This window comes from Campylobacter showae, from assembly GCF_963515975.1.
GTDB lineage: Bacteria > Campylobacterota > Campylobacteria > Campylobacterales > Campylobacteraceae > Campylobacter_A > Campylobacter_A showae_F.
Window position 1 is genome coordinate 1 of the sequence record NZ_CAUPZM010000009.1, and the last position, 21,945, is coordinate 21,945.

At 45.2% G+C, this 21,945-nt stretch carries 23 protein-coding genes; 9 read left to right on the top strand and 14 right to left on the bottom strand.

Annotation, left to right across the window (positions count from 1 at the left end):
• Nucleotides 1–69: 69 nt before the first annotated feature.
• From cas3 to RWM02_RS04495, 6 genes are all read right to left on the bottom strand, one after another.
• Entirely contained in the window at nucleotides 70–2,283 is a 2,214-nt protein-coding gene (gene cas3 / locus RWM02_RS04470; protein ID WP_314069465.1) for a CRISPR-associated helicase Cas3', read from the bottom strand.
• Nucleotides 2,280–3,020 carry a CRISPR-associated protein Cas5 gene (gene cas5 / locus RWM02_RS04475; RefSeq protein ID WP_314069466.1) on the bottom strand — a complete coding sequence of 247 codons (741 nt, stop codon included), beginning with the start codon at nucleotides 3,018–3,020 and terminating at the stop codon, nucleotides 2,280–2,282. Before cas5 ends, cas3 begins: the two co-directional genes overlap by 4 nt.
• Complete coding sequence (gene cas7b / locus RWM02_RS04480; RefSeq protein ID WP_314069468.1) at nucleotides 3,020–3,895, bottom strand: type I-B CRISPR-associated protein Cas7/Csh2; 876 nt, start codon at nucleotides 3,893–3,895, stop codon at nucleotides 3,020–3,022. Before cas7b ends, cas5 begins: the two co-directional genes overlap by 1 nt.
• On the bottom strand, nucleotides 3,888–4,304 hold the full coding sequence (locus RWM02_RS04485) for a hypothetical protein (RefSeq protein WP_314069470.1): 417 nt from the start codon (nucleotides 4,302–4,304) through the stop codon (nucleotides 3,888–3,890). Before RWM02_RS04485 ends, cas7b begins: the two co-directional genes overlap by 8 nt.
• Nucleotides 4,305–4,306: 2 nt before the next feature.
• The gene (locus RWM02_RS04490) at nucleotides 4,307–5,701 is read right to left on the bottom strand and encodes a TM1802 family CRISPR-associated protein (RefSeq protein ID WP_314069472.1); all 1,395 of its coding nucleotides are present in this window, start codon (nucleotides 5,699–5,701) and stop codon (nucleotides 4,307–4,309) included.
• Between the two features lie 70 nt (nucleotides 5,702–5,771).
• Nucleotides 5,772–6,449 (bottom strand): CRISPR-associated endoribonuclease Cas6, encoded by a 678-nt coding sequence (locus RWM02_RS04495; RefSeq protein ID WP_314069474.1) that lies wholly within the window; start codon nucleotides 6,447–6,449, stop codon nucleotides 5,772–5,774.
• A gap of 145 nt (nucleotides 6,450–6,594) precedes the next feature.
• Between RWM02_RS04495 and RWM02_RS04500 the strand changes: the two genes are divergently transcribed.
• From RWM02_RS04500 to RWM02_RS04520, 5 genes are all read left to right on the top strand, one after another.
• Complete coding sequence (locus RWM02_RS04500) at nucleotides 6,595–7,767, top strand: MalY/PatB family protein (RefSeq protein WP_314069476.1); 1,173 nt, start codon at nucleotides 6,595–6,597, stop codon at nucleotides 7,765–7,767.
• A 214-nt stretch (nucleotides 7,768–7,981) separates the two neighbouring features.
• Nucleotides 7,982–8,455, top strand: a complete 474-nt coding sequence (gene moaC, locus RWM02_RS04505; RefSeq protein ID WP_314069478.1) for a cyclic pyranopterin monophosphate synthase MoaC — start codon at nucleotides 7,982–7,984, stop codon at nucleotides 8,453–8,455.
• A complete protein-coding gene (locus tag RWM02_RS04510; protein WP_314069479.1) occupies nucleotides 8,430–8,693 on the top strand; it encodes an HP0495 family protein in 264 nt (87 codons plus the stop codon). Before moaC ends, RWM02_RS04510 begins: the two co-directional genes overlap by 26 nt.
• Nucleotides 8,694–8,701: 8 nt before the next feature.
• Nucleotides 8,702–9,982 (top strand): hypothetical protein, encoded by a 1,281-nt coding sequence (locus RWM02_RS04515; RefSeq protein ID WP_314069481.1) that lies wholly within the window; start codon nucleotides 8,702–8,704, stop codon nucleotides 9,980–9,982.
• A 145-nt stretch (nucleotides 9,983–10,127) separates the two neighbouring features.
• Nucleotides 10,128–11,069: a DUF4299 family protein gene (locus RWM02_RS04520; RefSeq protein ID WP_314069483.1), complete on the top strand. Its 942-nt coding sequence runs from the start codon at nucleotides 10,128–10,130 to the stop codon at nucleotides 11,067–11,069.
• 9 nt (nucleotides 11,070–11,078) lie between these two features.
• Here RWM02_RS04520 and RWM02_RS04525 read toward each other — a convergent pair whose 3' ends face one another.
• A complete protein-coding gene (locus RWM02_RS04525) occupies nucleotides 11,079–11,207 on the bottom strand; it encodes a hypothetical protein (protein WP_314069485.1) in 129 nt (42 codons plus the stop codon).
• Nucleotides 11,208–11,303: 96 nt separating this feature from the next.
• Here RWM02_RS04525 and RWM02_RS04530 point away from each other — a divergent pair, with 96 nt between their 5' ends.
• Both RWM02_RS04530 and RWM02_RS04535 read left to right on the top strand, forming a co-directional pair.
• Nucleotides 11,304–11,705, top strand: coding sequence for a hypothetical protein (locus RWM02_RS04530; protein WP_314069488.1), 402 nt, complete (start codon nucleotides 11,304–11,306; stop codon nucleotides 11,703–11,705).
• Between the two features lies 1 nt (nucleotide 11,706).
• Nucleotides 11,707–12,306 (top strand): tetratricopeptide repeat protein, encoded by a 600-nt coding sequence (locus RWM02_RS04535; protein ID WP_314069490.1) that lies wholly within the window; start codon nucleotides 11,707–11,709, stop codon nucleotides 12,304–12,306.
• Nucleotides 12,307–12,494: 188 nt separating this feature from the next.
• Here the strand turns inward: RWM02_RS04535 and RWM02_RS04540 are convergent, their stop codons facing one another.
• From RWM02_RS04540 to RWM02_RS04570, 7 genes are all read right to left on the bottom strand, one after another.
• Nucleotides 12,495–13,286 (bottom strand): hypothetical protein, encoded by a 792-nt coding sequence (locus RWM02_RS04540; protein WP_314069492.1) that lies wholly within the window; start codon nucleotides 13,284–13,286, stop codon nucleotides 12,495–12,497.
• Between the two features lie 106 nt (nucleotides 13,287–13,392).
• A complete protein-coding gene (locus RWM02_RS04545) occupies nucleotides 13,393–14,259 on the bottom strand; it encodes a DUF3137 domain-containing protein (protein WP_314069494.1) in 867 nt (288 codons plus the stop codon).
• Between the two features lie 255 nt (nucleotides 14,260–14,514).
• The gene (locus RWM02_RS04550; protein ID WP_185898236.1) at nucleotides 14,515–15,069 is read right to left on the bottom strand and encodes a LemA family protein; all 555 of its coding nucleotides are present in this window, start codon (nucleotides 15,067–15,069) and stop codon (nucleotides 14,515–14,517) included.
• A 629-nt stretch (nucleotides 15,070–15,698) separates the two neighbouring features.
• A complete protein-coding gene (gene aroC, locus RWM02_RS04555; RefSeq protein WP_314069498.1) occupies nucleotides 15,699–16,913 on the bottom strand; it encodes a chorismate synthase in 1,215 nt (404 codons plus the stop codon).
• Nucleotides 16,910–17,578 (bottom strand): ribonuclease III, encoded by a 669-nt coding sequence (gene rnc / locus RWM02_RS04560; RefSeq protein WP_314069500.1) that lies wholly within the window; start codon nucleotides 17,576–17,578, stop codon nucleotides 16,910–16,912. Before rnc ends, aroC begins: the two co-directional genes overlap by 4 nt.
• Nucleotides 17,578–18,015 (bottom strand): ribonuclease HI, encoded by a 438-nt coding sequence (gene rnhA / locus RWM02_RS04565; RefSeq protein ID WP_122862323.1) that lies wholly within the window; start codon nucleotides 18,013–18,015, stop codon nucleotides 17,578–17,580. Before rnhA ends, rnc begins: the two co-directional genes overlap by 1 nt.
• Nucleotides 17,993–19,018: a hypothetical protein gene (locus RWM02_RS04570; RefSeq protein WP_232037834.1), complete on the bottom strand. Its 1,026-nt coding sequence runs from the start codon at nucleotides 19,016–19,018 to the stop codon at nucleotides 17,993–17,995. The genes rnhA and RWM02_RS04570 overlap by 23 nt, the downstream gene beginning before the upstream one ends.
• A 63-nt stretch (nucleotides 19,019–19,081) precedes the next feature.
• Here RWM02_RS04570 and dnaG point away from each other — a divergent pair, with 63 nt between their 5' ends.
• The gene (gene dnaG / locus RWM02_RS04575) at nucleotides 19,082–20,743 is read left to right on the top strand and encodes a DNA primase (protein ID WP_314069505.1); all 1,662 of its coding nucleotides are present in this window, start codon (nucleotides 19,082–19,084) and stop codon (nucleotides 20,741–20,743) included.
• Complete coding sequence (locus tag RWM02_RS04580; protein ID WP_314069507.1) at nucleotides 20,740–21,726, top strand: argininosuccinate synthase domain-containing protein; 987 nt, start codon at nucleotides 20,740–20,742, stop codon at nucleotides 21,724–21,726. Before dnaG ends, RWM02_RS04580 begins: the two co-directional genes overlap by 4 nt.
• Nucleotides 21,727–21,945 lie beyond the last annotated feature (219 nt).

The following is a 21,945-nucleotide window of genomic DNA, read 5'->3' on the forward strand; positions in this document are numbered from 1 at the left end:
GCCACGCCTCGCGCTTACAGGTGACGTAATAATTCACAAGCGTGCCGGTGATTTGGTCTTTGCAAAACATTAGTCAAATACCTCGTCTGCTGCCGTTAACTCAGGCAAGAATCCGTCAAATTTATTATAAAAATCGCTAGGCGCTAAAACATATCTGCCAAAAAACTCTCTGGTGTATGGCTTTATATTTTCAAGCATATTTTTGCCAACTGCAATGGTATATAGCGCCAGCTCTTTTTCAAGCTCTTTGATATTTGCCAGGATGATAAATTTATCTTTGTCAGAAGCTAAAAGCACCTCTCGTTTTTCTAAAAATTCATTGAAATGACCATCATACTGCTCTATAAAAAGTGATACTTTGTAGTCTTGTTTTGGCATGAAGTTGTCATTAAATTTATCAAATAGAGTTTGAAATTTTAACTCTTTAGCAAGGCTTAGTAGATCTATGCTCGTCGTTTCGTCTTTGGTGCTCTGAAAATAGCTCTCTAAAATTTGATAAATTTCGCTCTCTTTTATGGAGCGAGCTAAAATTTCTTTTACCTTATCTTCTTGTAGGTCTATGTCATGATATGGAAATGGTTTGCCGTCTAGATAATGAAAAACCACGACCTTTGCCGGCTTACTAGATGTAGCGTTGCGATTTACTCTACCGGCGGCCTGGATGATGGCGCCAATGGGTGCAAATTCGCGAAATCCCACGTCAAAACTAAGATCAACCCCGGCCTCGATGAGCTGAGTGGCGACTAGGGTAATCTTCTCGCCGTCTTCAAGTTTTTCTTTTATCTCGTCTATTATTTGTACTCTATGAAGCGGGATCTGATGCGTCGTCAAAAGATAGACGCTTCTTTTGCCGCTATTTTTTAGGGCTTCGTATAGTTTTTTGGCTTTTGAAATTGTATTTACGACGCAAAGCGCGCTCCCATCTTGATGTTTTAAAATTTCACTTACCAAATCATCAAGCCCTTTTATATCCGGCTCATAAATGATCTCATATCTATCTTTTTCGCGTTTATATAAAATAGGCTCCGAAAGCTCGGTAAAGCTCTCCAGCTCAGCTGCGATATGAGGCATAGTTGCCGACATGATTATAAAATGGATATCGTATCTTTTTGAAAATTCGTTAAAAGCGGCTGCGATGGATTTTAGCAGCACTCGCGGAATATTTTGTATCTCGTCTATTATAACGACGCTATCTCGAAGGGTTTCAAGCTTGAGATTGTCTTTATTATGGTTTGAGAAAAAAGTAAAAAACAGCTGGTTAAATGTAGTAACTATAAAATTCTCATGCCAGACGTCGGCTAAGAATACCTTTTGCATAAACTGCTCTTGTTCATCGTTGTTTTGGCTTTTATAGCTTGTTAAATGGTGATACTTTAAAACGTCTTGATCTGCTATGATTTTTTGATACTCGGTGTGCGTTTGATCTATGATAGAGGTAAAAGGTATAGCCGTTATGACGCGCCTTTTATTGCCGTTTCTAGCTATTTCTAAGGCTAAATTTAATGCCAAAAATGTTTTGCCGATACCCGTTGGCGCCTTTATGAGAAATGTTTTCTTATCTTTATTGGAGTTAAAATTTTTAAATATAATCTCTCTTGCCTTGTCTTTATAATCATCTTGCTTTTTGTCGGCTATTAAGCTCTTTATTTGGTCTATGTAAAGATCTATCTTTTCGGCATTTAAAACATCTAAATTTTGATAGCTTTCTGAAAAAATAGCTTCAAATTTATCAGCCAAAATGAGCCTTGAGTATCTTTTTTTAAAAATAAAAAAGCTCTCCAAACCGTAATATTTTGATAGTTCATTTTCCAAGTCTAAAAAATAATCCACAAAGTCGTAGAGATCTATATCGATATCCAAATTTGCTCTTTGAGCTATCTCATCTATCTTTTTGAGTCTGTCTGTTACTTTTGCTTTTGTAGATCCTGTATTTGAGAGAAAGTAGTCTATATCCGGTAAATCAGAGTGATGCTTTAAGATAGCAAAGAAATTTGCCAAGAAATTTATATCTTTGTTAGCTCTAGTAAAAAAGTATATAAAAGCGCTTTCTAACGTGTGCGTAGTTTTTAGCTTTTGCCGTGCTTTTTCAAATTCATCCGCCGAGTTAAAATTTTTAGTGTCTAAATTTATATAGTCTTGAAATTTTTGTGAAATTTTGGCTAGATCGTGAAAAGATGCTGCTTCCTTGTGCCAATCGTCATCAAAGCTGTCGGCTATATTTTTAATGTGTTCATTGTATGGTTTTTGAGGATGGGAGTTAAAAATATCTGAAATTTGTATCATACAAATATGCAGCGATAAGTTTTTTGAGTACAAACCACCTCGCAAGCCTCTATATTTTTTGTCCTTATTTGATCGTTTGAAACTATCAAATTTATGTGTGTTTTTGGAGATCTATCGTTATCTAGGCTTCCGGCAAAGCAGATTGGCGAGTATAAAATATTTTCGTCAAAGCATATATTATGCGCCTTGCTTTGCGGCACAAACGAGTCAATACTTACCTCATCAAAATTTTTGTTTGTAAATTTTACTATCTCCATAAACTCAAAATTACCGGCAAATTCGCTATTACCAAGATAAAAAGGAAATTTGGAAATCCTATTTTTTAGACTATCTATCGCTTCGTTTTCAAATTTAAATTTATCGATAAAGATCGTATATCTCGGATCGATTAGCAACTCTCTGTTTATAGGTTTTTGCGGTGCGGATCTATCTCTTAAACCATTTGAAATCTTTTGCATATCTAAATTTTTAAGGCTATTTAGATGAGCTTTTGTTTTTTTGGTGTAGTCGTTTATGTAGTTTTGCGAAAAGGTTTTCTTCAAAACGCAACCATCCAAAACGACGCTATATCCAAAATCCATAAAATCATCGTCGCCTAAATAGTCATCCGCGCCAAGCAGCGCTGCTAGCATACCGCCTACGGTAGTTTTTGGCGGTAGCGGCAAAGTGATATTTTGGCTTATAGAAAGCGGATCTCTAAAGCAAGCAAATTTACCCCAAATTTTAAATGCAAACATTATAGCTCTCTTGCGTCTATTTCTAGCCCCAGCTCTTTAAACTGATCCACATACCTCCTAAAAGAGTCATCGTAAAAGATTACAACCTTTTCTATTTTTTGGCTCATATTTTTTAGCGATCTAGTAAGGGCTGTAAAATTTAACTCGCACTCGTCAATGCTTCTGATCTGATCGGAATCTTTATTGTATAGCTTTACAAGCTCGTCAAGCAAGCCTATCATATAAGTATCTTTATAGATAACTCTAATAAGCATTCTTGGCTTTTGACCGACCTTACTTCTTGTGTTTAGTAGTTTTGTGCCTTGCCACATCGAGTCAAGCATTTGTGCGACATCTTCTTCGCTAGCGTTTGATTTGGCGGCATTTAGTGAATTTATAGTGCCATACATGGCAAATAAGCCATACGGTATGTAGTTGTCTGTTCTAAATGTTTTGTTGCCGCTGCCGTCTTTGCCAAATGCACCGGTTCCTTGAGACATTATAGTCTCTGTTTCGTTTAGCGATTTAGCCCAAGAAAATTGCACTGCGCCTATGATTTGGATATTGCTTCTTGGCGCCACGCCTCCAAAAAGTCTATTATCTATGCAGCTTAAAAATGCCTTTTTATCGTCTGATTCGCCTAAAATTTTCTTTACTTCGGTAAATCTAGTTTCTGCCGACTGTACCTGTTCGGCATTATTTACAAAGATAGTTTGAGACTTTCTGTATTGCAGATCATCCCTGATGGTTCGCTTTACTCTTACGTCGCTCACTATAGCTTTTCTGTCGCTCTCATCGTATCTTGGCGCATTGTCGTTTAACATATCTCCGTTAGGATTTGTCATCTTTGCGTCCCATAAAAACAAAATTTCGCTATGTTTTGCTATCTCACTCATTATTTTCTCCTGATTGTTGATTATCTTTTTTAAATTTAACGTAGTCGTTCATACCTCGTATAAATGCAAATGAAATTTCATAGCGAGAAACGCTCTTGCTTTTTTCATTGCAAAAATGCGTAGTTATCAGCTGCGACAGATCGCTATTTGTCGCGCTGCCTAGCTTTAGTTTTCTTTCAAATTCATTTGCTTTATTAAAAATTTTCTTTAAATTCGGCGCTATTATTTTTTGATTTGAAAGCCACTTTTCAAATGTCTTATTTTCTTTAGAAACTTCTGATGTAAAAGAACTATTTATAATGCTCTTTGAATAAGCGCCTATCAAATAAGCACCTTTGATTAGATCATCTTTAAAATAATCGGACTGTTTTTCTAACAGCTCCTCAAAATAATCGGAAAAAAGCTTCATAATCACATCCTTATCGCGTTTATCTCTTGTAAAAATCTTAAAATTTTATTTTCATTTTCGACGATATTTTCAGGAAAGGCTATCCAGTTTTTGACGCCGTCTTTTATCTTTTTCTTATTTTGGGCATCAAATTCCCTAAAATGTTCAAATCGTTTCAAAAGCTCGATATATTTTATCTTTGCGTAGCCAAGCAACAACTTTGCTAGAAAAATTTTCTCTTGCATGATTTTATTATCAAGGCCTTTGACTTTTGTGGCGGCAGCATATTTTTCAATAACTCCAAAATAATTTTTGAGATAGGTAAATTTGATATCATCATCTGTATCTTGAATTTGCTTTGAAGAGTCGGTAATATGACGCTCTTGCATTAGTTTTGCGACCTTTGCTATCCTGCTTGGCAAAACGTCTTCAAGCGTAGAAAATATCTTAACGGATAAATTTGTCTGATCAACCTCGGCAAATAAAATATCAAGCGTAAAGCTATTTATTTGGTCGTAATTTTCGATTTGCTTTCGCAATCTTCTCATAAAGCTCTCTTCTCTTTCCGATTCTTCTTGCATATTTTTTGCATTTTTAAGAAAGCTTATTAATCCTTTGAAAATTTCAGCATCGAAATTTGCCATAGAAGGGATGATTATGTATTCTAGGCCTTTGTAGTAAAATTTTAAGTTATTTGTCGCAAACATCCACCCCTTTTTTATCGCCTTTGCAGTATCATTTGACATAGGAAGTTTGTTTACAATTTGCAATTTAAGGTCTTTATCATAATTGTCATATGTGAAAAATTTTATATCGGGATTATAGCCGCAAAATTCATCCTTTGCAGATATTATATCTATTGCTTTTCTCGGCTTAAAATATGCATTTTTGTCTTTTTTGTGCATCACAACTGGCATATTAATATAATTATCCAAAACTTCAGGCATGAGTTCGTAAAAACTTTTGCCGTTTATACGTAAAATCAGAAAATAATCATTCTTTTTAAAATTTTTTAGCCCAAGTTCGTCATTTTTATAGTTTTTAATGTACTCAAACATTAAAGAGGCAATGCGTTTATTATCGTCATTTGCATAGACCATGATAGAATTTAAAATAGTAAAAGAAATTTTTTTAAACTCATCATATAGATCGCTTTCATTTTGGTATTCGTAATTTGGATAAAGATAGTATATCCCCTTGCCTGAACCGCCTATCTTTTTAGTAAAAAGCGCCTTTATGTTATCTAGCGAGGCTCTGGATATTTTTGGCTTATCGACAAGTTTTAAATTTTCTACTTTAAAATCGATGGTTAAAACAATATGTTCGCTATCTTTAAAATTTGAATTTTTTATCATAGCGATAGTATCGTCATTGCTTACTAAATTTCCGATCACATGCAACTTATGAGCAAGCCCCATTTTAAATTGACCTTAAAAAATTTTATTAATGCTAGTACAATATACCTTAAAGATTCATAAAATTTATTTTTTATTCTACTACTTCTAAAAACCCCGCTCCGCAGTTCATGCATCCGCTTCCGATGCCCGCATCAAGGATCAAATTTATGAGCTCAGGCTGCGCGCAAATTTTCCATTTTGCTTGCCAAGCTTGAACCGGCGAGCGGTTATTGCCGTAATAAAAATTAAACGGATTTTGCAAATTTTGCCAGAGCAAATTTAGCTCAAATTTGCCGTCGTATCTGCGTCCGGTAAGAGTTTCAAATCTTTGCAAAGCGTTCGTTTTCATCATCTCAAGATGCCTGGAATCTTGCGGTTGCAGATAAATTTTATGTCCCAAAAGCCCGCTTACCGCGCATGCTACGCAGCCTTGTAGCACCGCTTCGCTTTGCGCAGTTCTGTGTTCGCTAACCGCCACAGTCGTATCGCACAAGCAAAGTTCGCCCAAGCTTAACCCATCTTTTAGCACGGCAAGCGCGATTATTTTTTCAAATTCCGGCTTGTAAGAAGTAAATCTAATCCGCAAATTTGCGCCCTTTAAACGAAAATCAAAATTCGTTCGTTTAAAAATTTTGCCGCTGGGCTCATGCCTATATCCCTCGTGCTCGGCACTTGGCAGATAGCGGTAGACGTAGCCTTGGATGAGCTGAGGTAATGCCTTTGAAATTTTTAAATTTGCGCTTGGCAAACGTGAGGTTATCGTGAGCATTTTTATCCTTAAATTTGCTAAATTTTTAATGCAATTATAGAAAATATTGCATTAAAAATCGACTTTGCTCAAAAATGTAGCAAAATTTCAAATTTTATCCGCCAAATTCGCTAAAATATCCGCAAAAATCACGCAAGGAGAGCAAATGAAATACGATTTTGACGCGCCGGTGGAGCGAAGCGGGACGTATTCGTCAAAGTGGAAAACAAGCAAAGACGAGCTGCCGATGTGGGTGGCAGATATGGATTTTAAGGTCGCGCCCGAAATTTTAGAAGCGCTACAAAAGCGCCTGGATAACGGAGTTTTTGGCTATTCGTACGTGCCGCAAGAGTGGAGCGAGGCGATCTGCTCGTGGTGGAGCAGGCGTCACGACGTCAAATTCGACCTGAGCTGGCTGATTTTTTGCACGGGCGTGATCCCGATCATTAGCTCCGCCGTGCGCAAATTTACGAGCGTGGGCGATAAAATCGTGGTCCAAAGCCCCGTCTATCACGTCTTTTACCGCAGCATCGAAAACAACGGCAGGATCGCGCTCGCAAACGAGCTAGCCTACGACGGGCGCGGCTACGATATAGACTTTGCCGATCTCGAAGAAAAGCTTGCCGATCCGCTAACGACGATGTTTATCCTTTGCAACCCGCACAATCCCGTCGGTAAAATTTGGAGCGAGGAAAAGCTAGCCAAAATCGGCGAACTATGCGCCAAATACGGCGTTTTGGTGATATCTGACGAGATTCACTGCGACATCACGAGCCCGGGCAAAAGCTATGTGCCCTTTATCCGCGCGAGCGAGACTTGCAAAAACATCTCGATCACCTGCGTTTCGCCGACTAAAGCCTTTAACATCGCCGGCTTGCAAAGCTCCGCCGCCGTAGTGCCAAATCCAAAACTGCGCGCCAAAATGGCAAAGGCTATCAACGACGACGAGGTCGGCGAGGGCAACGCATTTTCTTGTATCGCGGCGATCGCCGCGTTTGAGCGGGGCGAAGCGTGGCTCGAGCAGATGCGCGAATACGTAGAACAAAACCGCAAAATCGTGAGCGAGTTTTTACAAAACGAACTGCCGCAGATCAGGCTCGTGGAGCAAGACGCCACGTATCTGCTCTGGCTTGACTGCCGCGAAATTTGCGACGACGCAAGCGATTTTCATAAATTTTTACGCCAGAAAGCGAGGCTTTGGCTAAACGACGGCAACGCGTATAGGGGTGCCGAGAAGTGCTTCCTGCGCCTCAATATCGCAACCCAAAGATCGCGCGTGCTGGAGGGGCTAAAACGCCTAAAATCAGGCGCCCTAGCCTACGCGAAAAGTAGGGAATAATATATTTACGAAAAATTGGGATAAAATTTAGACCTTTTTGGTATGATTTCGACGTCCGACAAGAAAACCTCCTTTTTGTAACGGCGCCTCGGCTCCCCCTGCCGAGGCGTTTTTGTCTTATTCATTAAGCTTTTTTAGTTATAATCCTTCTCATAAATTTACTCCGCCTAGCTCAAATTTAAGCAAATTTAGCACTTTAGGCGAAAGGACGAAAATGCTAACTCATATAGACGAAAACAACCGCCCGAAAATGGTCGACGTAAGCGACAAGGGCGTAACTACGCGCATAGCCGTAGCAAGCGGCATTATAAAAATGTCGCGCGAAGCCTTTGACGCGATCAAAAACAACACCGGCAAAAAAGGCCCCGTCCTGCAAACTGCCGTCGTAGGTGCGATAATGGGCGCAAAAAAAACGAGCGAACTCATCCCGATGTGCCATACGCTGCTAATCAGCGGCATAAACTGCGACATCGAGGAGTTAGCTGATATCTGCGCCTACAAGCTAACCGTTAGCGTCAAGATAGACGGTAAAACCGGCGTCGAGATGGAGGCGCTAACAGGCGTTAGCGTCGGTCTTCTAACGATCTACGACATGATAAAAGCGATAGATAAAACTATGCAAATAACGGACATAAAACTAGAAAGTAAAAGCGGAGGCAAAAGTGGCGACTACGTGCGATCTAAATAAAGAACCAGAAATCATCTATCCAAATTTTTGGGAATACAAAATCATCGTGCTTGAGAATGAAAGCGCCGAAGCTATCGCGCAGGGCGTCGTAGGCGAGAGACAACACAAGATAACGCCGTCAAAATCGAGCAAAGAGAGCAAATACAAAAGCTACAATTTAAGCGTTTTGGTTAATTCTAACCAGGAGCGATTAGAGATATTTTCCGCGCTAAGACGCGTTTGCAAATACGTACTATAAGGACTTTCATGCAAAATTTAGTCTTCATCCAAACCATAAAAGAGAACAAAAACGACCCGCAAATTTCCGTTTTGATAAGGGAATTTGCGCTAAGCGAGTTTAGAAAAAGCGTCAAAGGCGCAAAAAACGGCGACGCAAACGCGGCTCTGGCTAAAGAATTTGAGCAAATTTGCGAGGCGCTAAAAGGCGAGGATCTGCTAAACCGCCAAAACGTCGCCAACCTCATCCAAAGCGCGGGCGACGCGCTCAGCGAGGCAAAAGAGCAGTATATCCACCGCCTAATCTACGAAAAAGAGCAGATCGAGCGACAAATTTACGCGCAAAAAGACGAGATCAAAAACGACGTGCGCGCGCTGCTTGAAAATATGGAAAATTTCATAAAAAATAGCGACCTAGCCGATAAAGAGGAAATTTTAACCGCGATAGACGAAAAAATACTCTGTGAGCTACAAATGCTGGGAATCCTCAAAGAAACTACCGAAGCGGCGTTTCTAACCGCGATCGAAAAGGGCGACGACGTGAAAGATATGGTCGAACAGATCGCCAAAAATGTCGTGCTTAGCGCGATAAACGAGGGGGAAGCGAGCAAAGAGCGCATCCTGGAGATCGCAAGGACGGTCTGCGAGGCGGCGTGCGAGATAGCCGACGTCGATCAGGCCTTTGCCAAAGAGCTAATTAGCGGCGCGATCGGAGGCGTAAAAGAGGCGCTTAGCAAGAGGACGGAGAAGTTTATCGAGGAGATCAAATTTGCCCCCGACGGCCAGACGCTGCTTGGCGAAGCTAAAGAATTTATAAGACTCGAGGAGAGGTTCGTAGCGATGCTACGCGATATGGCGCGCTCAGATGAGCCGTCTGCTGCCGTGATAAACGAAATCCTAGACGAGTCCATAGATAGCTACTTCGCCAAATTGAAGCGCCTGCAAAACGACGTTTCGCGCCAGATCGAGCTTCAGCTAGAGGAGCTAAAATTTAACGAAAATATCGATAAATTCGCAAGCCTTGCGGGAGCTAAATTTGAGGAGCTAAAGCGCGAAGTAACTCAAGCCGGCGATAAATTTAAAGAAAATTTTAACGCCAAAGAACGCCTCGAAGCGCTCAAAAAAGACATCAGCGACTTTGAAAAACGAACCGAGGAGAAGCTAAGCGCGATAAATGCGAGCGAGATCGGCGAAAATCTCAAAGCGAAATCAAAAGAACTAGGCGAGAAGCTCTACAAAGCCGCCGAAAATCTCATAAAAAACGCCAAAGAAAAGATCGGCAAAAAAGAGGACGAGAAAAAGGACGAGTGAGCCCGGCTTTGGCGCATTTGGTTAAATTTGCGCCCGGGTTTTATGCTCGCTCCAAACGGAGGCAAATTTGACGCGGTAAATTTACGCTCGAATTTGACTCCGCTAAAACGCCGCGAAAGCCAAATTTAACCCCAAAGGATCAAAAATGAGTATAACGTTTTTCGTCAAAAATAAAAAGAAATTTCTAGTGGGCCTTGCGCCCGTGATGAGCGTAGAGGAGGCGCTGCGCCTGGTGCCGAATTTATCGCAGTTTAACGCGGACGAGGATGACGAGGAGTTTGACGCCGAGGGCTTTTACGGCGCGAAGCTGGACGAGCTTGACTGCCTCGTCGCCGGTACGGACGGGCTTAGCGGACGCGGCTTTGAGATCGGCTACGAGGACGAGGCCTATAACGTCCGTATCGGCACACCAAGCACCCGCACGGACTGGAAAATCGCGCTAGAGTACCTAAAAAACCTAGCCATAAAAATGGACGGCGAAATCGTGAGCGAGGACGACGAGAAATTTAGCGCGCAAAATATCGAGGGCTTTGACTATGAGCCCGACATACGCGCTGGGCTAGAGGCTATAGAGCAAAATTTGCAAAAAGAGGCGCAAATCAGCACTATTTACGGCACGCGAAACGAAGTGTCGTTCGATCAAAAGATCATAGCTCGCATCCTTGGCGCGAAGGATCCCGCGGGCGAATTTAGCAAATTCGTAACCGATATCCAAAACCTAGACGCGTATTTTGCAAATCAGATGTTTTATCGCAGAAACGATAACGGCGAGATCAGCGGAGGTTACGTCCTGTCGCAAGACGTCGTTACCGTGCTGCCGTATGAACCTAGCGTGGAGTATAAAAATTTGCAAATGCTAGGCGATGAGAAAGTCGCGCGGTGGAAGATCGCGATATTTGGCGGAGAGGGCGATGATGAGGAAAAATACGAGACCCTAGCGACGCTGAAATATGAGAGTTTCATCCAAAATTTGCCAAAAGAAAAGTACAAATTTATCGACGCTAAAAATATCGTCGTAAGCGCGTTTAGCAAAGAGGAATTTGATGCGCTCATCGCAAAATGCGGCGAAGATGGGCTGGCGGACTAGGCTGTTTAGCTAGCGGCGGCGATTTGCCTCCTGTGCTATAAATTTAGCGGCATAGCTAAATTTATAGCCGAATTTGACCGCCGCTTTACCCCAAAACAGTGCCAAATTTGACGCAACATAGATCAAATTCGGCGTCAAATTTAAAGCCGCAAATTCAACCCCGATCCCAAAATATTAACTTGCGTTACCCCTTTAGATAAAATCAGCCGCAAGAAAACACAAAGGAAATCAAAAATGCAAAAAATTTTCCTGCCTATTTTATGCGCCTTCCTGCTAGGCGGATGTACTACATACGGCATCGGCCCCTCTAATATATTTTTAGAAAACAAAGAGCTATCCCAGCTAAAAGGCCGCCATATCCTAGATATGGAAAGATACTCCGGCGGCTGGTCGCATATCGAGATAGGTATGCTTTCAAACAAATTTTATATGCAATACGAGCCTCGCGAAGTGCTATCGGTTAATAGATCGTGCAACTTCTGGGGTTGCAGCGTGGTAGGCGTCAACTATAGCACCTACGGTTTCGTATACTTTACTACCGATAAGGATGGCTATATCACGGACTACACCGAGGACGGCGACGCGATAATGAGCGTCAAGCATAAATTTAAAGACCTGCTAGTACTGGAGAACTAAGATGAAAAAGACGGTAATAACATTATGCGCATTTGCGATCACTGCGGCGTTTGGATTGTCTAACGAGGATTACGATAAATTTATAGCGCTAGACGATGGCGGAAAATATAAAGAAGCACTGGCCTTTATCAAACCCAGAGCCGATGGCGGCGACGCCAGAGCGGTCGCGCTCGTTGGCTACCTATACGAGGTAAGGATGTCTAATATCGGCGAAGGCGTAAAATGGTACAAAAAAGCCATGGGACTAAACGATTCGCTCGCCCACTCTAATATGGCGCGGATCTACTACCGCATGACGGACTACAAGCTAGCCGCGCAGACCTTTGAAAAGGCAAGCAAGCTAGGCGACACGGGTGCGGACGCAATGCTGGGAAATATGTATCTAAACGGGATACATTTTAAAAAAGACTATAAAAAAGCGCTCGTCTACATCCAAAAAGCCGTTGCCGACGACGACCCGCACGCTCTAACCGATCTAGCTATATGCTACGAGAACAGCTACGGCGTCGCAAGGGACATGGATAAAGCCATAGAGTTCTACAAGCGCGGAGCGGCGGGCGGTAACGAATACGCCAAAAGAGCGCTAGAGAGGTTGCAGTAGCAGGCTACGATAAACCGCCCGAGTTTTGATGATGCCGACTCTATCCGTCTGGCAACGGCGACTCGGGCTAGCCGGGAGAATAAATTTAAGCTCGTATGACTTCAAATTTAGTTTTTAGTAAATCGATCGACCGGCTTTACTCCTACCAAATATAACTCAAATTTAGACAAACTAAACCCAAGTCAAATTTAATAGATAAAAAGCCCCGCGTCCTTTGCCTCTCCGACCTTGTCCGTTTTCACCCAAGCCGCGATATAGATGAAAAACGAAGCCACGAGCAAAAAGAAACCAAATACCGCCAAAACACCGCTCGCCCACAGCAACTCTCCCGCAAAAAACGTACAAACGTAGACGCGAAAAAGTCCGTTTCTAGTCAGCCTTGCTAGCTCAAAAAAGACCTTTCCCCACACGAACGCGACGTAGCCCAGCAGCAGTAGCGCGATGACGGCCACTAGCTTAGCTAGCGGATGGGCCGCGTCCGCCATATACGATGCCAGCGTCGCCGTGACGTGAGCGACGAACATCACGATCATCGCCTTGCCGTAGTTTACGTGCAGATCATCGCTGCGAGCGAGCCCGGCGACTCCGCCTAGCGCCGCATAAGTTAGCAGCGCAGCCGCTATGACGGCGAGATTATCCGCGATCTGTAGCGCTAGCCCCGAGTAGTTCGCGATAAAGTATGCGTAGATCTTGATCGCGGCCGGCACGATACCGGATGCGATACCTAGCATCCTAGCTCGGTCAAACGCCGCGCTCTCTTTTATCGCAGCCTTCGTCTCATCGCTTCTGGTGTCCTTTACCGCGCGCTTTTCACCCTCGTCTACGACTACAAAAACGTCCCGCGCAAACGCCCCGTCAGGCCGAAACGCCACCCGCTCGCCGCCGCTAGGTCGCCCCGAGCGCACGTCCTCAAAGCTAAATTTATAGTACTTTCCGTCGTCGCCGACTATCGTCGTTTCGTTTATCGCTACGCCCTTCACCAACTCTCCTTTTCGTTTTACAGCCATACTCGATGATTTTTGTCTCGTCCGCTAGTTTAGATTTTTAGGGTGCGCTTTATGCCCGTCAAATTTGACGCCAAAGTCCCTAATCCAGCCAAATTTTACGGTTTAGCCGCAGCTCCTCGACGATACGCAAAAAGCCGCCGATCTCGTCTTTATAAAATCTATTCGCCCCCTTGCCCACGAGCGGACGGCGCAGATCGGGCTCGAAGTTATCGCGTCCCGTGCGGATCGCCATGCAGATCTTGTCCCCAGTTAGCACGATGTTTATAGGGCGGTGAAATCTCGTTTTTAGCAGCTTTAAATTTTCCATCATGCTAGGCGTGAGCGCGTATCTAGCCTCGATCTGATCGGTCGTATAGACGCGAAATAGCCGCTCAAACTCCGCGTCGTCCATCCTCGCGCGCTTGCCGCCGTAGTCCTTAAAATCATCCGTCCCGCTGCAAATTTGCGTGACGCCCTTTAACCGCTTAGGAAAATCGGCGACGAACAAAAGCCCCGCAAAAAGCACTCTATGCGTCTTGTTTCCGTGCAGATCCTCTTTGATACTTATCGCCTCTACGTCGCTAAATTTGACCCGCACGCCCTCTATCTGCCCGAAAATCAGGTCGTTGCCCGAGTATTTATCGATATCAAAATCATAAATCATATAAAGATAATCGCTCTCTACGTATTCGCCGGGATAATACGCGAGACCGCACTCCTCCACGATGCTCCTCACGACTTTTCGCTTAAATTTAAAGGTAAAGCTATCGGTAAAAATGCTCTCGAAAAAATAGTACATCGCAGTCCCGCAGACCACAAACGCGCCCGCGCTAAGAGCGGCGTTTTGCGCGGCTAGATATAGCAGCCAAGCCACCGCGGCGGCGACGAAGACGCAGGCGAGCTTTAGCCTAAAAAGCGAGCGTAAAACCTTTTGCCGCTCAAGCTCTAGCAAGACCAGATCGTCCATTTTCGCTCCTGTTTTAATCTAACGCCTTTTGCAAATTTGGCTATTTTACGCCCGCATTTTGGCTTTCGTCTTTAAATTTGCGTTTTAAACCGTTTAAATTTTAGCTCGCCGTTTGCGGGCGACGGCGCTTCAAATTTGGATTAAATTTGCCGCTTTTACCTTCAAATTTGACGAACCGACAAAGCCCGCCTGCATTTTCAAGAGTGCGGCTAAGCGCTCAAATTTAACGTCAAATTTGACTAAACGAGCATAAATTTAGCGGTTAAAAAGCTCGTGCACGTCGTGTGGATCGTCTTGACCTTTCGGCACCTCGAAAAATGCCGCCTTATGAAACCTCGCCCAGCTAGCGACGAGATTTGAGGGAAACATCTCCACGGCGTTGTTGTAGTCGGTCACTGCGGCGTTGTAGGCGCGGCGCGCGGCGGAGATCTGCTCCTCAATCTCGTTTAGCGTCTTTTGCAGGTGCATGACGTTTTCGTTAGCTTTGAGCTCGGGGTAGTTCTCGACGACGACGTTGAGCTTTGAGATGAGGTTTGACAGCTCGCCGTTTAGCGCAAATCTCTGCTCGTCGCCCGCGGCCTTTTGGATACCGCTTCTAAGCGCAGAGATGTTTTCTAGTAGCTCGCGCTCGTGCGTGATGTACTGCTTGACGGTGGCGACGAGGTTTGGGATGAGGTCAAAGCGCCTTTTTAGCTGCGTATCGACGCCTGATCTGATGTTTGAGACCTGGTTGCGCTTGCCGACTAGCGAGTTGTAGACCGAGATGACGATGAGCGCGAGAACGGCGATGATGCCTAGGACGATGTACATTTTTGCTCCTTTTTTGGGTGTGATTATAGCCAAACGGGGCTAAAATTCGTAAATTTGGGCTTGATTTTCGGCTTTTAGGCTGCCGCTATTGTTGGTGTTTTGGTTGTTTGGCGCCGCGGTAAAATCAATTGTTTATTTTGATTCAAAAGCCTTTAAATTTAAGCATAAAAATGAAGCAAATTTAGCCTATTTCGCGCGAGATGTTTTAAGAAAGCTACAAAACTCATCGTAAACGCTATAGACTGACTAGTCCGCATAAATATCGTGCTAAGGCTTAGATTTTCGCACTTCGTAGTTTGTTTGGGGCGAGCTGCTCAGGGAGCTATTTTTGAGGATATATTTTTCTTGCCGTTAGGGTTAAAGAGTCTAAATTTACGCGCTCATAGCTCCTTGTCGCGCTCTATTTTCTATGATTTCTTGCATAAATTTTAGATATTTTACGGCACCTGCGAGCAAATTTTCTAAGCCGCCGTGTGAGATATTTTTTATATTAAGTGTGACTGTTGCGCCGTTTATATCATAAATATAAATTAGCCAAATGTATTTGTCGCGCGCAAAAATCATCGCAAATTTTACGCGCGCAGCGTCCGTTTTGCTCAGCTTTATTTAGGGCGCAGTTCATCTTGGAGTTAGCCGTAAATTTTCTTTAAATTCGCAAGATTTGCGCTCAAATTTAAAAGCAGCATATCGGCTGTTACTAGTCTAGCCATCGCAGTAGCTACGACGCTGCCGCGCACTCCGATGCAAGGATCGTGTCGTCCGCGTAGCTCACAGATGACGTCCTGCCCGCGCACGTTTTGCGTCGGCTGAGATAAAAATATCGACGGAGTGGGCTTAAAATGCGTCTTTATCACGACCTCTTGCCTACTCGTCATGCCGCCCAGCGTTCCTCCAGCGTGATTTGAGGCGAATCCGAATTTCTTGTCCGAATTTGAGCCGCGGCAAGCCTCGCCGTCCGCCTCGCTTTTATATTCGTCAAATTTGCCGCCGTTTAAATTTGCCGACTCGCTCGCGCCCTCAAGAGTAGAGCCGTCCGCGCCCGAATTTACGCCTGCATACGCTGCACTCATCGAGTCGTTATTTTGGCTGCCGCGCATCTTGCTTGCGTTCACGCCCTCGCCGATCTCTACGGCTTTGACGCCGTTTATGCCCATCATCGCAGCTGCGATTGCCGCGTCAAATTTATAGTATAGCCCCTCGCCAAGCCCCACCGGCGCGCCGCGGATAACTGTGACGACGCTAGCTCCGACGCTGTCGTGCCCCTGTTTGGCTTTTAGGATTTCTTCTTTCATCGCCTCTTCGTTACCCAGAGAAAATATCTCCGATCGCGCCGCGAGATCAAAGTCTAATCGCTCGCCGCACGAAATTTCGCCCACGCTAGCCACGCCGCTTTGCACGCTGACGCCAAACTCGCTCAGCAAAATTTGAGCTATCGCGCCGCCCGCCACGCGCACGGCCGTCTCTCTAGCCGAGCTGCGTCCGCCGCCTCTGTGGTCGCGGATGCCGTATTTACGGTAGTAGGCGTAGTCGGCGTGTCCAGGACGAAAGAGCTCGCGTAAATTTTCGTAATCGCCCGATTTTTGATTTTCGTTTCGAATGATAAAACCGATCGGAGTGCCCGTGCTTAGCCCATCAAACACGCCGCTTAAAATCTCGACGCGGTCGCCTTCGCTCCTTGCCGTGGCAAATTTTGAGCCGCCGGGTTTTCGTTTGTCAAGCTCGCTTTGGATAAAATTTAAATCGATACGCACACCAGCGGGAAAACCGTCTAGCACGCCGCCGATGGCTGCTGCGTGACTCTCGCCGAACGTCGTTAGCGTTAGTTTGCGTCCGAAGGTATTCACTTGCTCTCTCCTAAAAACTCAAGTGCGATTTTAGCCGCTTTTTGCTCGGCTTCTTTTTTACTCTTGCCTGCGGCTCGAGAGATCTCGCGCTCGTTTAACATTAGCGCGATCTCAAATTCTTTCTTGTGATCGGGGCCTTTTGAGCCCACTAGCACGTACTTTGGTATCTGCGCAAAGCGCGCTTGAGTTAGCTCTTGCAGCGCGGTTTTGTAGTCCTTGACCATGCGGTCGAAATTTATATCCGGGTAGCATCTCTCAAAGGCTTTTAGGCTGGCCGCGCGCACGGCGTCAAAGCCGCTTTCTAGGTAGATCGCGCCCATCAGCGCCTCGAAGGCGTCCGATAAGATCGAGGCTTTTGCCCGTCCGCCGTTGTGCTCCTCGGCCGGAGAGATGTTGATGAGCTGGCCTAAATTTAGATATTTGGCGAGTTCGGCAAAGCTTTTTTCATTTACGAGCGCGGCGCGTAGTTTGCTTAGATCTCCCTCGCTTAGGCGCGAAAATTTGTGAAAAAGATAATCTCCTATCACCAGATCCATAACCGCATCGCCCAAAAACTCGAGCCTTTCGTTGTTTGCACCGCCTTTTACGCTTTTGTGCGTGAGCGCGGTTTTTAGCAGCTTTTCGTCTTTGAATTTATATCCTAATTTCTCTTCCAAATTTCGCATTATTCGCCTTTTAAGCTATTTTTTATCTTGACGGCTTTCTCGCGTGCCATCTCGTCGCAAAGCTCGTTTTGCTGGTGCCCGGCGTGGCCTTTGACCCAGATCGCCTCGACCTCGTGCGGCTCGCTTGCGACTAGATACTCCTGCCACAGCGGGACATTTTTTACGTTTTTAAAGTTTTTTTTGACCCAGCCCTCTAGCCACGCATTTACGGCGTTTGCGACGTATGAGCTATCGGTGTAGAGCTTCACGCGACACGGCTGCTTTAGCGCTTTTAGCCCTTCGATCGCGGCGCGTAGTTCCATTTGATTATTCGTCGTGTGCGCCTGCCCGCCGCTTGCCGTTTTTTTGTGCTCGCCGTACTCTAGGATGTACGCCCAGCCGCCGGGGCCCGGGTTATCCAGACACGAGCCGTCGCTAAAAAGGCATACTGTTTTCATCAGATTTTTCCGTGATGTGAGGCAGAATTTGCACGCTGCCTAGCTCGCTACACATCGGACAGCGGTAAAAATGCATCGGAAAGGCGTTTTTACAGCTCTTGCAAACGTAGTTAAAGCTAAGCGCGGCCTTGTCGTAGTTTGCCGCTTTTAGTTTCTTTAAAACCTCTAGCTCAAAACCGAGCGGCGTGCCGTCCTCGTCGCTCATGCCTTTGATGAAAAACAGGCTCTTATACTCGGGGTCGGCTAAATTTACGGGCGTGTTTTGATAGTAAACTAAATCCAAAACGTCCCCTAACGGCGGGAAATCGCTAAAATCCTTAAGCCCCGAACCGCTTAAATTTAACCTCTCCATCGCCATACGCCGCACGAGCGCAAATTCGTCCTTTAGGGCTAAAATTTCGCCGATTTTGCCTGCTTCGTCCCTGCTTTTATCCGCTAAAATTTGCAGCGCCTTTATGTAGGCCGTCTGCGCTCTCACGTCGCTGCCGAGCTCCTGCAGCGCGTCCAAGGCCTGCAGCGCGCCCTCGTAGTCTTTTAGTTTTTCGAAAATTATCGTTAGCGATTTTAACGCGATTTGATTTCGCGGAGAGATTTTTAGCGCCTCTAAAAAGACGCTTTTTGCGCGCTCTAAAAAGCCCGCCTTAAAATAAGTCTGACCCAGATCGGTAAAAATTTGCTCCTTTGCCGCTCGGTTTTTGGCCCGCTCTAAAGCTACGGCATAGACGTTGATAGCCTTTTCAAAATACCCGCTTTTTGAAAACGTCCCCGCCAAAAAGCACATCGTAGCCGTATCCGCGCCCGAGTTTATCAAAAGCTGCTTGTTTTCGTCGCTCAGGCCTTGAGATTTGCCGAATTTTTTTAAAAATCCCGCGATCTCCGCCTTTTCGTCCTTGCTCTTAAAAACGCCCCACGCATAGCTAAAAACGGCGATCACGAGCACCGCGGCGACCAACACCACGAGGCCGAAAATCGGGTCTCTAAATTCGATAAAAAATATATCCAAAATGCCGCTTTCTAAAGTCAAATTTAACGCCGATTATAGCAAAACGATTGTATAATCTCGCTTATGATCGATCCAAAATCAATAGAAAGACTAAAAGCGCAAACCGATATCGTCGATATCGTCGGGCACTATCTGCCGCTAAAAAAAAGCGGAGCGAACTTCGTGTGCGTATGCCCTTTTCACGACGATAAAAACCCGAGCATGAGCGTGAGCCCGTCGCGCGGGATATTTCACTGCTTTTCGTGCAAAGCAGGCGGCGACGCGATCAAATTCGTGATGGACTACGAAAAGCTAAGCTACCCAGAAGCCGTCGAAAAGATCGCGGGACTGCAAAATTTCACGCTAAACTACGTGCGCGGCGGCGAACCAGCGAAAGAAAACAAGCACATCCTAGAAAACGCAAATGCTTTTTACCGCTCGCTGCTTTATAAAACTCCCGCGGCCGTCAGTTATCTCTACTCGCGCGGTATAACAGACGAGCTGATCGATAAATTTGAACTAGGTTTCGCGCCTGAGAGCGCGCAGACGATAAGGCTACTGCAAAACAATCAAATCGAGCCCAAAGAAGCCCTAGAAGTCGGTATCGTAAAGCAAAACGAAAACGGCATCTACGCTAGCTTTATAAACCGCATCACCTTTCCTATCTATACGCACGCCGGACGGCTGGTTGGTTTTGGCGGACGCACGATCAGCGGCAACCCAGCTAAATACGTAAATTCTCCCCAGTCTGCGGTCTTTGATAAATCAACGCTTTTTTACGGCTACCACCTGGCAAAGCGCGAAATTTTCGCCAAAAATCAGATCATCATCACCGAAGGCTACATGGACGTCATCATGCTGCACAAGGCGGGCTTTAACAACGTCGTAGCCGTGCTTGGAACTGCGCTCACTACCAAGCACCTGCCGCTTTTAAAACGCGGCGAGATTAGCGTTATTTTGTGCTTTGACGGCGACGACGCTGGCATAAACGCCGCGACGAAGTCCGCTCTGCTGCTCGCGCAAAACGAAATCGACGGCAGCGTCGTCATTATTGAGGGCGGCGCAGATCCTGCCGATATGGTCGTCGCGGGTAAGATAGAGTATCTGCGTCAAATTTTTGAAAGCGGCACGGAGATCGGCGAATTTTACATCAGGCATCTAGCTAGCGGCTTTGACCTCTCGCGTCCCGTACAAAAGCAAAAAGCGCTAGAAGCGATCCAGGCCTTTACCGCGAGTCTAAAACCCGTCGTCGCAAACTCCTACGCGCCGCTCGTGGCTAAAATTTTAAAGATAGCCGAGGGGTCGTTTTGGCTAACTAGGGGCGCAAATACGCAAGCCGCTCAGGAGCGCATGCAAGCCTACGAAATGCAAAATTTCGGCAAAAATCAGCGCGGACAAAAGGATCAGCTCGAGCTTCAAATTTTAAAAACTATGATCGAAAACGAGAGTCTAAAAAGCACCGTTTTGGAAAATTTAAAGCCTGAGTATTTCGTCCGCCACAGGGATATTTTCGAAGCCGTAGCGCAGGGGGTCGATGCAGACGATCCCGCCGTGCGCGAGCTGATGTTTGAAAACTATGACGCCTTTACCGACGAGGAGAAAATTTTTGAAGCCGTGAATGTTTTTAAAACGAGATTTTATAAAAATATGTACAAAAAGTACTCGGCGGCGAAAATTCCTCTGGAGGAAAAGGCGCTCATACTAAAAAAAATCGATAAAATTTTAAAGGAAATCAATAAAAAATGAAAGCATTAGTTTTATTTAGCGGCGGGCTGGACAGCATGATCTCTATCAAGCTTCTAACCAGCCAAGGCATCGAAGTTACGGCGATCCACATCGACATCGGCTTTAGCGGCGACGAGAAAAAGGCCGAAATTTTACGCCGCCGCGCGAACGAAGCCGGAGCCGAGCTTAAAATAATCGATATCAGAAACGAATACCTGCGCGACGTCCTTTTTACACCTAAATACGGCTACGGCAAGCACTTTAACCCCTGCATCGACTGCCACGGATATATGTTTAAAACGGCGCTTGCGATGATGCGCTCGGAGGGTGCTAGCTTTATCGCGACGGGCGAGGTGATCGGCCAACGTCCGATGAGCCAGAGGCGCGACGCGATGGCGCAGGTCAAAAACGCCGCCGGCGACGAGGACGACCTTATCTTGCGCCCGATGTCTGCGCAGCTGATGAAGCCCACAAAACCGGAGCGCGAAGGCTGGGTTGATCGTAGCAAACTGCTCGCCATCAGCGGACGCGACCGCAAAAGACAGTTCGCGCTTGCGAAGGAATTTGGCTTTAGCGAGTATGAGACGCCCGGCGGCGGGTGCTTGCTCACGATCGAGAGCTTTGCGAATAAAATCAAAGATTTCATCAAATTTGACCCGGATATGACGAGCGCGGATATGCAGCTGCTACGTATCGGGCGGCATCTGCGCCTAACAAACGGCACCAAAATGGTCATCGGCCGCGACGAAAACGATAACGCCAAGCTGCTAGCTCTAAATAATCCGAAATTTACGCAGATCAAATTTGACGGCGATATCGTGGGCGCGGTGAGTTTCGTGGATGCTAAATTTAACGAAGCCGATCTCGAGTTTGCCGTGCGGCTGGCGCTTGCCTACACTAGAGCCGATAAAGATACGGCTGTGCGAGCTAGGATCGGCGAGCGCGAGATTTGCGTGAAACCTTTTGAGAGCAAAGAGCCTGCGCAGGAGTTTTTCGTTAGTTAAATTTAGGAGCTTTAAATTTGCCTGATTTTCGGAAAAAGGCAAATTTAAACGGCTCGAAGCGCTTAAGTTTTGCCGTCTTTTATTAAATTTACCGCAAATTTTAGAGTCCACGCACGGATAAATTTCAAATTTGCGACACAAACCCTTTATTTTAACTCGGTAAATTTAGTTCACCTTACGACGCAGTAAAATCAAAATGATTTTGGCTTTTATTTTATT